Source organism: Methylobacter sp. Wu8, assembly GCF_036440755.1.
Classification (GTDB): Bacteria; Pseudomonadota; Gammaproteobacteria; order Methylococcales; family Methylomonadaceae; genus Methylobacter_A; species Methylobacter_A tundripaludum_A.
Genome location: NZ_JAZGVT010000010.1, coordinates 1 through 8,624, shown reverse-complemented (window position 1 = coordinate 8,624; position 8,624 = coordinate 1). Strand labels below are relative to the sequence as shown.

The 8,624-nt window shown below is 51.2% G+C and carries 11 protein-coding genes and 1 pseudogene; 2 read left to right on the top strand and 10 right to left on the bottom strand.

What is annotated here, in order from left to right; all coding sequences use genetic code 11:
• Window positions 1–383, bottom strand: a pseudogene (locus tag V3O24_RS00270) (flagellin); the annotation flags it as partial.
• 416 nt (window positions 384–799) lie between these two features.
• Between V3O24_RS00270 and ettA the strand changes: the two are divergent.
• Window positions 800–2,467: an energy-dependent translational throttle protein EttA gene (gene ettA / locus V3O24_RS00265; RefSeq protein ID WP_331305603.1), complete on the top strand. Its 1,668-nt coding sequence runs from the start codon at window positions 800–802 to the stop codon at window positions 2,465–2,467.
• Window positions 2,468–2,567: 100 nt separating this feature from the next.
• Here the strand turns inward: ettA and tusC are convergent, their stop codons facing one another.
• From tusC to mtnA, 9 genes are all read right to left on the bottom strand, one after another.
• On the bottom strand, window positions 2,568–2,924 hold the full coding sequence (tusC, locus tag V3O24_RS00260) for a sulfurtransferase complex subunit TusC (protein ID WP_104422676.1): 357 nt from the start codon (window positions 2,922–2,924) through the stop codon (window positions 2,568–2,570).
• A 111-nt stretch (window positions 2,925–3,035) separates the two neighbouring features.
• Entirely contained in the window at window positions 3,036–3,425 is a 390-nt protein-coding gene (gene tusD / locus V3O24_RS00255) for a sulfurtransferase complex subunit TusD (RefSeq protein ID WP_331305601.1), read from the bottom strand.
• A 71-nt stretch (window positions 3,426–3,496) separates the two neighbouring features.
• Window positions 3,497–3,721: a type II toxin-antitoxin system HicA family toxin gene (locus V3O24_RS00250; RefSeq protein ID WP_331305600.1), complete on the bottom strand. Its 225-nt coding sequence runs from the start codon at window positions 3,719–3,721 to the stop codon at window positions 3,497–3,499.
• The gene (locus tag V3O24_RS00245) at window positions 3,722–3,952 is read right to left on the bottom strand and encodes a type II toxin-antitoxin system HicB family antitoxin (protein ID WP_292432799.1); all 231 of its coding nucleotides are present in this window, start codon (window positions 3,950–3,952) and stop codon (window positions 3,722–3,724) included.
• A 73-nt stretch (window positions 3,953–4,025) separates the two neighbouring features.
• The gene (locus V3O24_RS00240; RefSeq protein WP_331305597.1) at window positions 4,026–4,556 is read right to left on the bottom strand and encodes a hypothetical protein; all 531 of its coding nucleotides are present in this window, start codon (window positions 4,554–4,556) and stop codon (window positions 4,026–4,028) included.
• Window positions 4,557–4,643: 87 nt separating this feature from the next.
• On the bottom strand, window positions 4,644–4,928 hold the full coding sequence (locus V3O24_RS00235) for a HigA family addiction module antitoxin (RefSeq protein ID WP_331305596.1): 285 nt from the start codon (window positions 4,926–4,928) through the stop codon (window positions 4,644–4,646).
• 12 nt (window positions 4,929–4,940) lie between these two features.
• The gene (locus V3O24_RS00230; protein WP_331305594.1) at window positions 4,941–5,219 is read right to left on the bottom strand and encodes a type II toxin-antitoxin system RelE/ParE family toxin; all 279 of its coding nucleotides are present in this window, start codon (window positions 5,217–5,219) and stop codon (window positions 4,941–4,943) included.
• Between the two features lie 102 nt (window positions 5,220–5,321).
• Entirely contained in the window at window positions 5,322–6,041 is a 720-nt protein-coding gene (gene cysZ / locus V3O24_RS00225) for a sulfate transporter CysZ (RefSeq protein ID WP_331305593.1), read from the bottom strand.
• Window positions 6,031–7,071, bottom strand: coding sequence for an S-methyl-5-thioribose-1-phosphate isomerase (mtnA, locus tag V3O24_RS00220; RefSeq protein WP_331305591.1), 1,041 nt, complete (start codon window positions 7,069–7,071; stop codon window positions 6,031–6,033). The genes cysZ and mtnA overlap by 11 nt, the downstream gene beginning before the upstream one ends.
• Before the next feature lie 73 nt (window positions 7,072–7,144).
• On the opposite strand from mtnA, the gene V3O24_RS00215 reads away from it, so the two are divergent.
• On the top strand, window positions 7,145–8,458 hold the full coding sequence (locus V3O24_RS00215) for a TRZ/ATZ family hydrolase (protein ID WP_331305589.1): 1,314 nt from the start codon (window positions 7,145–7,147) through the stop codon (window positions 8,456–8,458).
• Window positions 8,459–8,624 lie beyond the last annotated feature (166 nt).

Here is an 8,624-nt window from a genome sequence, read left to right as displayed (position 1 = left end):
GCGGAAATCCGGTCAATTTCATCGTAAAGCGATTTGACTTCGTTCTGGATAGAGGTGCGGTCGGTGTCGCTGTTGGAGTCGTTGGCGGACTGTACGGCCAACTCGCGCATCCGTTGCAGGATGGTGCTCATTTCGCCCAAACCGCCTTCAGCCACCTGGGCGATGGAAATACCGTCGTTGGCGTTACGCACCGCCTGATTAAGGCCTTTGATCTGCGCCGACATACGTTCGACAATCGACAGACCGGCCGAGTCATCTTTCGCGCTGTTGATACGCAAACCGGAGGATAAGCGTTCCATAGCTTGCATACCGGCGGCTTGTGATTTGTTTAAATTACGTTGCGCGGTCAGCGCACTCATATTGGTATTGATATATTGAGCCATGAAGCTTCTCCTAAAATAATATTGACTTTATTTTTAGTGTAATGAAGGATTTTGTCCCCCACTAACAGAAATTACCTTTTTATTACCAGCATGGCTTACCCTAAAAAATCAGTCGGACAAAACGCTATATTCAGAAGTATTCGAAATAGTTACGTTTTGCCGAATTACTGTTTTCTGTATTTTTTAAAAAAGTCATCCAGCTTGCCTACCTTAAAGCACAAAGAATGCCATTTATTTATTTATATTATTTAACAATGAGTTATTTCAATATTAAAATCCAAGCGACTTGCTTCATGACGTTTTGTCATTTTTTTGGCACGGCCGAATAAATCCGCCCGGCATCAACGCTTAAAAATTACCGGATAACATGGAATAATAGCGGGCACTAGCAACCTTAAACTGACTGACTAAACACCATGGCGCAATACATCTATTCAATGAACCGGGTCGGCAAGATTGTTCCGCCCAAAAAATACATTCTCAAGGACATCTCGCTGTCTTTTTTTCCCGGCGCAAAAATCGGCGTACTGGGCTTAAACGGTTCCGGTAAATCGACGCTGCTGCGCATCATGGCGGGCATCGACAAGGAAATCGAAGGCGAGGCTATCCCGCTCAAAGGCATCAAGATCGGCTACCTGCCGCAGGAGCCGCAACTCGATCCCAATAAAACCGTGCGCGGCAATGTCGAGGAAGCGGTCGCGGAAATCAAAACCGCCTTGGACCAGCTGAATGAGGTCTATGCGGCTTACGCGCTGCCCGATGCCGATTTCGACAAGTTGGCCGCCGATCAGGCGCGCCTGGAAGACATTATCAACGCCTGCGACGGCCATAATCTGGATCGCAAGCTCGAAGTCGCCGCCGACGCGTTGCGACTGCCGGATTGGGACGCCGATGTCACAAAATTGTCGGGCGGTGAAAAGCGCCGCGTGGCGCTGTGCCGGTTATTGCTGTCCAACCCCGACATGCTGCTGCTGGACGAGCCGACCAACCATTTGGACGCGGAATCGGTCGCCTGGCTGGAAAGGTTCCTGCACGATTACCCCGGCACCGTGGTTGCGGTAACCCATGACCGTTACTTCCTGGACAATGTGGCCGGCTGGATTCTGGAACTCGACAGAGGCTCCGGCATCCCGTGGGAAGGCAATTACTCCAGCTGGCTGGAGCAAAAAAGCAACCGACTGTTGCAGGAAGAAAAACAGGAATCTTCCCGCCAAAAAGCCATGAAAGAAGAGCTGGAATGGGTGCGTTCCAGCCCCAAAGGCCGCCATGCCAAAAGCAAGGCTCGCTTGGCGCGCTTTGAAGAACTGGCTTCATCCGACGTGCAAAAACGCAACGAGACCCAGGAAATTTATATTCCGCCCGGACCTCGTTTGGGCGACGTGGTGATCGAGGCCGACAACATCAGCAAGGCTTTCGGCGACAAGCTGTTATTCAACGGCTTGAGTTTCAAACTGCCGCCCGGCGGCATCGTCGGCATTATCGGCCCGAACGGCGCGGGTAAAACCACGCTGTTCCGCATGATGGCCGGTGTCGACCAGCCCGATTCGGGCTCGTTAACGCTGGGGCAAACCGTTCAACTCGCCTATGTCGACCAGTTACGCGACGACCTGGACCCAAAGAAAACCGTGTTCGATGAAATTTCCGACGGGCTGGACTTGATTACCGTCGGCAAGTACGAAACGCCGTCACGGGCTTATGTCGGCCGTTTCAACTTCAAGGGCGCAGACCAGGGTAAACGTATCGGCGATCTTTCCGGCGGCGAACGCAACCGCGTGCATTTAGCCAAGCTGCTTAAAACCGGCGGCAACGTGCTGCTGCTCGACGAACCGACCAACGACCTGGACGTTGAAACCCTGCGCGCGTTGGAAGAAGCGCTGCTGGCCTTCCCCGGTTGCGCCGTGGTTATTTCGCATGACCGTTGGTTTTTGGACAGAATCGCCACGCACATGCTGGCGTTTGAAGGCGACAGTAACGTGGTCTGGTTTGAGGGTAACTATGAAGATTACGAGGCCGACCGTCATCGCCGCTTGGGTAGCGATGCGGATAACCCTCATCGGTTGAAGTATAAGAAGCTGACTGGATAAGAAGTTTAAAAAATAACACCACGAAGACACGAAGAGCACGAAGTTTTTTATCTTGGCTTTTCTTCGTGCTCTTCGTGTCTTCGTGGTGATATAAAATCTCCTACCCAGCAAACACCACATCAAACCGCTTCATCAACCCGGCAATATCTTTCCGGTAAAACTCCTGCACCGGCAAACACAAGCCGCCCGGCTTTAGGCCGCGTTCCTGCAGCGACTCCACTTCGACGTAGATGTCGTTAACATCGTAGATTTCCAGCGCCTTAAAAATGGCTGCGGTATCTTTCATGCCCGCGCTTTCAGGATTCTGCCCGTTTTTCAGCTGAAACACGCCGTCGTCCAGCAACAAGATGCTGACGTGCTGGTCAAACGCGGCGGTAGTCAAAATAATGTCGAGCATTTCCTGAACCTGGGCTCCGCTGTGCGGCGGCTTGCGCAATACAAATAAATAACGCTTCATATTAAAAACTACAGTTGAGCACTCCCAAATCCCGTTCGCCCTGAGCTTGTCGAAGGGGGAACGGAATTTGGGAATAATTTCGGAGAATGGGCTGTTTTTAGGTTCATGCTCTCACCCGAATACGATAAAGCGGTCGGCTTCCAACGTGGCCTCAACCAGCTGTCCCAAACCGGAAATGCGAAAACCGTCGGCCAGATCGTTATCCTGCTTGCCCTGCCGCTTGGCCTCGTCGTGGTATAACAAACCGCGCCGTTGGGCGGCGGAAATGCACACTACCAAGTCAATCCGATGCTGTCTTGCCAGCTCGCTCCATTGCGCGGTGAACTGGAGTTCGTCATCCGGCGGCGTGGCGTATTTGAACGCATGGTAAATGCCGTCCTGGTAAAAAAACACCCGGAACACTTCATGCCCCGCTGCCAATGCGGCTTTGATAAATTGATGCGCGGTATACCCGGCATTGGACTGGTACGGGCTAGCGTTAACTTGAATGGCGAATTTCATTTGGTTTTATGGCTAAAGCTTGATTAATCTGTTGAGTTTCGAAAAGAGGCAACCTACTCAGCCACGCTTTTCTATCGAGCTAAAAACTCGGTGACGGAAATATCCGCTTGCTTCAAAATTGCACGCAAAGTGCCTTCAGGCATATCGCCCGGATGGTTGGGTATCGTTGTATAGCGGCTGGTGCTTGGGTTGTACCAAATCTCGTGGCTACCTGCTGCCTGCCTGTCGAATTGAAAGCCTAATTGCTTTAATCGCTTGACGATTTCACGATAACAAAAACCACCCAACTGTCCCATTTAGCTGCCCACAACCAACGGATAATCGAATGAATCCTCAGTTTGCTTGAGATTGGAAAGTTGATGATGCTCGGCTTGCGCCTCAAGAAGCTTCTTGGCTACGTCACGCGCAATTTCCAAAGTTTCGGTTATTGTCCGTCCTTGGGCGATCAAGCCGGAAATATCGTCCGAGGTGGCTAAATAAACGCCTTCAGGTAGTTTTTCAATATGAAGATTAATAATCTGTTCCATGCGGAAAACTCCGGTAATTAACAATATAGTCATACGTCATGTAGGGTACGTCACTACATGGCTGATGTTTAACTCATGCATCCAACTCGCGCTGTACCTGCCGAATTAGTAACATTGCCCCGCGGCAAAAAGCGAGTACAGGGATTCCCTCGCCCTTCATTCTTCCGAACTGGAAATCTTCTGGAAGAGAAGAGCCAGACGCCATGATGGATAGCGGAAAGTGGTGCGTGTTTTCGCGTCTCCACTCATACAGCTCTTTTGTCACCACATGTTTTCCGTTGGTATCCACGCGGAACGGTTTTCTTTTGTTTAATTTAACGTCTACATAGTTGCGAAGAATACCCAAGGCTTCATCGTCCTCTATCGGGTCGCCAGTGTCCGGGGCGGTGAACGCGAAGTATGCGCGAAGCGCGCTCATTTCAAAAAAACTGTATGCCGCACCAAAGAAGGCGCTGATTAACCAGCGAAATTGTGTTCGATCTTTCTCCGCAGAAGCCAAGCCAAGAAAATATTCGCACTCGGCGATCTTGTTCGACGAATCTTCGATCGCATCAAAATCGATCCGAGAGAAAAAATCGTCTACATCAAACTCAATATTGGTCATATAGTTCCGTAGGTCAGGCAACAGCTTTTCGTTGCCCGACATTTAATGTAAATAAATATCAGGCACAAACATCATGCCCAACCTGACTTAAGCCGCCACGCGATGAACGCCCAAGCTTTCACGTTTTGCTTCCAGTTGCCACAAATCATAAGCCGATTGAGCGGCAAGCCACGATTCGGCGCTTTTGCCGAATGCCAACTCCAGCCGTAAAGCCATTTCAGGGCTAACACCCGTTTTGCCATTGACCAACGCGGAAACGGTTTTTCGGGTGACATTCAGCTTTTGGGCTGTTTGGGTAATGGTCAAATTTAAAGGTTGCAACCAGAGTTCATAAAGTATTTCGCCCGGATGCGGGGGATTGTACATTCGCATTAATATGCCTCGTTAATGGTAGTCCAGATAATCGACAACATACGCATTGCCGTCCTCAAAACGAAATATAACCCGCCAATTCGCTTGCACTGTAACAGACCAAAAGCCTTCAAGGTTGCCTTTCAATCGATGTAGGCGCAAGACGGGAGACTCCAAGTCAGTCAACTGATTGGCATCATTCAATAACGCCAGAATTAAGCGCAAGCGTTTGACATGAATTGCCTGGATACCGCTTTGATTGCCAGTAGCAAAGAATTTTTCCAAGCCTTTGTGCGTAAAGCTTTTAATCATGCGCCAAATTGTAACCACTTAAGTTACATAACGCAAAAATCAGCAATGCAAATAGACACCTTTTAATAAAGTGCATTGGTATAGCACTTTGCCATTTTCAACTCAATCCCGCTTAATCTCATTAAAATAAAGCGTAGCGCCAATCACCGCCGCCGGGGCGACGATGATATTCAGCACCGGAACGGTCAACCCCAGCACCGCCAAGCCGCCAAAGCTTAATGCGCCCAGCCTGACACTTTTGACCAGCTCTTTCTGCTCGGAAAACAACACGCCCTGATTTTCCAGCGGATAAGCCAGATATTCCAGCGCCATACCCCAGGCCCCGAACAGCGCCCATAACAAAGGCGCGATTACATTGATGCCGGGAATAATCGACAATATCAGCAGCGGCAGGGCTCTGGTCGCCAGATAGCCGATACGCTTGGTTTCCGCAACAAGGACTTTGGGCAACGGCTGTTCGGCGGTTGCCACGCTCGCCCCGGTTACCATTGCCAGCGTTTTTGCCGATAACTTGCCGTAAAAAGGCGCAGCCAGCAGGTTCGCCAATACCGTAAAGGTGAAAAATCCGCCTATAAAAAAGCTGATAAAGAATAACGGCCATAATATCCAACTCAGCCAATGCAGCCAGCCGGGGATGAATTGATCGATCAAATCCGAAATGTAAAAGTAGCCCAAGGTTAAGGCTACGCTGTACAGCACCACATTGATCAGCATAGGGATAACGATGAATTTGCGCAATTCCGGTCTGCTTAGTAACGCAAGACCTTTAAACAGATAGCCTACCGCCAGTACCGGGTTGTTGCCTTTTTTATCAAATTGCATTTTTTAAACCTCTCACGCCCTGCTCGGCAGGATTCAATACCACACCACGTTCGGTCACGATCGCCGAAATCAGTTCCGCCGGGGTCACGTCAAAAACAGGGTTCCAGGCACTGACCAGTGAATCCTCTTCGAGATAACAGGCAGGCAATAATTCGTTCTGACTGCGTTGTTCAATCTCTATCTGATCGCCGTTGTCGATACTCCAGTCTATCGTCGAAGTCGGCGCTACCACCATCAACTTTACGCCGTGCCGTTTAGCTAACACGGCCAGGGAATAGGTGCCGATTTTGTTTGCCGCATCGCCATTGGCGGCAATGCGGTCCGCGCCGACCACGATCCAATCGATCGCGCCGGATTTCATCAGCCATGCCGCCGCCGAATCGGCAATCAGCGTCGTCGGGATGCCGTCTTGCGCCAATTCCCAAACGGTCAATCTTGCGCCTTGCAGCCAGGGGCGGGTTTCGCCCGCATAGACGTTAATCCGTTCCCGTTGATAAGCGCTACGGATGACGCCCAACGCCGTGCCGTAACCGCCTGTCGCCAAGGCTCCGGCGTTGCAGTGCGTCATTACGCCTTTGGCGCCTGCCAGAATATCGGCCCCCAACTCGCCCATTTTATGATTCGCGGCAATATCGTCACGATGGATTTTTTCCGCACAAGCCAGGATAGCCGCCAATGGATTATCCAGCTGTTTGGCCAGTACGGCCTTCATCTGATTCAAGGCCCAAAACAGATTGACCGCCGTCGGCCTGGACTTTGCCAACCTATCTATATCGGCCGTGACTTTTTGCCGCCATTGATTGGACTGGGCATATTGCTTGCGCACCGACAGCACCACACCGTATGCAGCGGCTATGCCGATGGCCGGCGCGCCGCGGACGCGCATGGTTGCAATCGCTTCGGTTACGCCGGCGGCGTCTTTATATTCATCGTAAACGATTGTTTCCGGTAATTGCCGCTGGTCCAGCACTTTTAAAGTATTGCCGGTCCATTCCAAGGCTTGTACGGTTTCGTTGTTTCGCATAGTCATTTTTCCCAGGCCATTTTTATCAAAATATTAATGGTAAAAAGTTATAATTTGGCAACCCACACAGGAATGCCTTATGACAGTTGTCGATACCCTCATCCACGCTCGTTGGATTATACCCGTTGAGCCCGAATCCGTAACCTATGAACACCATACGCTGGTCGTCGATAACGGCCGGATTGTCGATCTGCTGCCGACCGAACTTGCCAAACAACAATACCGGGGTACGACGACAGAAAACCTGGAAAACCACGCCCTGCTGCCCGGCTTAATCAACAGCCACACGCATGCGGCAATGACGTTAATGCGCGGCATTGCCGACGATTTGCATCTGATGGACTGGCTGGAAAACCATATCTGGCCGCTGGAACAAAAATGGGTGAACGAGGCGTTTGTCAAAGACGGTAGCGATCTGGCGATAGCGGAGATGATCCGGGGCGGTACGACCTGCTTCAACGACATGTATTTTTTCCCTGAAATTACCGCGACGCAGGCGAACCATCACGGCATACGCGCCTGCGTCGGCTTGATCGTCACTGACCTTCCGACCGTCTGGGCCGAAAACTGCGAAGCCTATATTGAAAAAGGCCTGGCTGTGCATGACCGGCTGCGGCACCACCCGCTGATTTCGACGCCGTTTGCTCCGCATGCGCCGTACACGGTGTCGGACGAACCGCTGCAAAAAATCAAAACCCTGGCCGATGAACTGGAGCTGCCGATCCATATTCATGTGCATGAAACGCTGCACGAAATCGAACAGCAGCAGGAAAAAACCGGACAGCGGCCATTGCAACGCTTGTATGACCTCGGCCTGATCGATCCGTCGTTCATTGCGGTACACATGACCCAATTGACCGATGACGAAATCGCCCGGTTTGCGGAATCAGGCGCTCATATCGTGCATTGCCCGGAATCCAATTTAAAACTGGCCAGCGGCTTTTGCCCGGTCGCCAAATGCATCGCGGCAGGCATCAATGTGGCGTTGGGCACCGACGGCGCGGCCAGTAACAATGACCTGGACATGTTCGGCGAAATGCGCACCGCGGCGCTGCTCGGCAAGGCCATTGCCGGTGACCCCAGCGCCATTCCGGCGATGACTGCGTTGCGTATGGCGACTATCAATGGCGCCAAGGCCTTGGGCTTGGAAAATGAAATCGGCTCGTTAAGCATCGGCAAAGCCGCCGACGTGATTGCGGTTGATTTATCGCACCTGGAGACCCAGCCGGTCTATTGCCCGGTTTCGCAGATTGTCTACGCCGCCAGCCGTCAGCAGGTGACCGATGTCTGGGTGGCCGGCAAACGCCTGCTAAAGCAGCGCCATCTGACGACGATTAATGACGATGAGTTGAGGCTGAAAGTCGCCGAATGGCGGCAGCGGTTGGCGGGTTGATTTGTTAAGAAAAAGCGCTGTAACCTGCGCTAAGGGTCGTGCATAACTTAATTTAGGCAATTACCATGAAGAGCATGAAGACTTAAACCTTTCATGCCGCTTCATGTCCTTCATGGTTAAAAAATGAAAAATAAAACTTGCTCAGGTTATTTCATGCACGTTCCTA

Excerpts from the sequence above, each read along its gene's own strand:
- mtnA (WP_331305591.1), bottom strand. The coding sequence starts at position 7,071 with ATGACTATGCGAAACAACGAAACCGTACAAGCCTTGGAATGGACCGGC.
- tusD (WP_331305601.1), bottom strand. The coding sequence starts at position 3,425 with ATGAAATTCGCCATTCAAGTTAACGCTAGCCCGTACCAGTCCAATGCC.
- tusC (WP_104422676.1), bottom strand. The coding sequence starts at position 2,924 with ATGAAGCGTTATTTATTTGTATTGCGCAAGCCGCCGCACAGCGGAGCC.
- V3O24_RS00235 (WP_331305596.1), bottom strand. The coding sequence starts at position 4,928 with ATGCGAATGTACAATCCCCCGCATCCGGGCGAAATACTTTATGAACTC.
- V3O24_RS00215 (WP_331305589.1), top strand. The coding sequence starts at position 7,145 with ATGACAGTTGTCGATACCCTCATCCACGCTCGTTGGATTATACCCGTT.
- ettA (WP_331305603.1), top strand. The coding sequence starts at position 800 with ATGGCGCAATACATCTATTCAATGAACCGGGTCGGCAAGATTGTTCCG.
- V3O24_RS00240 (WP_331305597.1), bottom strand. The coding sequence starts at position 4,556 with ATGACCAATATTGAGTTTGATGTAGACGATTTTTTCTCTCGGATCGAT.
- V3O24_RS00250 (WP_331305600.1), bottom strand. The coding sequence starts at position 3,721 with ATGGGACAGTTGGGTGGTTTTTGTTATCGTGAAATCGTCAAGCGATTA.
- cysZ (WP_331305593.1), bottom strand. The coding sequence starts at position 6,041 with ATGCAATTTGATAAAAAAGGCAACAACCCGGTACTGGCGGTAGGCTAT.
- V3O24_RS00230 (WP_331305594.1), bottom strand. The coding sequence starts at position 5,219 with ATGATTAAAAGCTTTACGCACAAAGGCTTGGAAAAATTCTTTGCTACT.
- V3O24_RS00245 (WP_292432799.1), bottom strand. The coding sequence starts at position 3,952 with ATGGAACAGATTATTAATCTTCATATTGAAAAACTACCTGAAGGCGTT.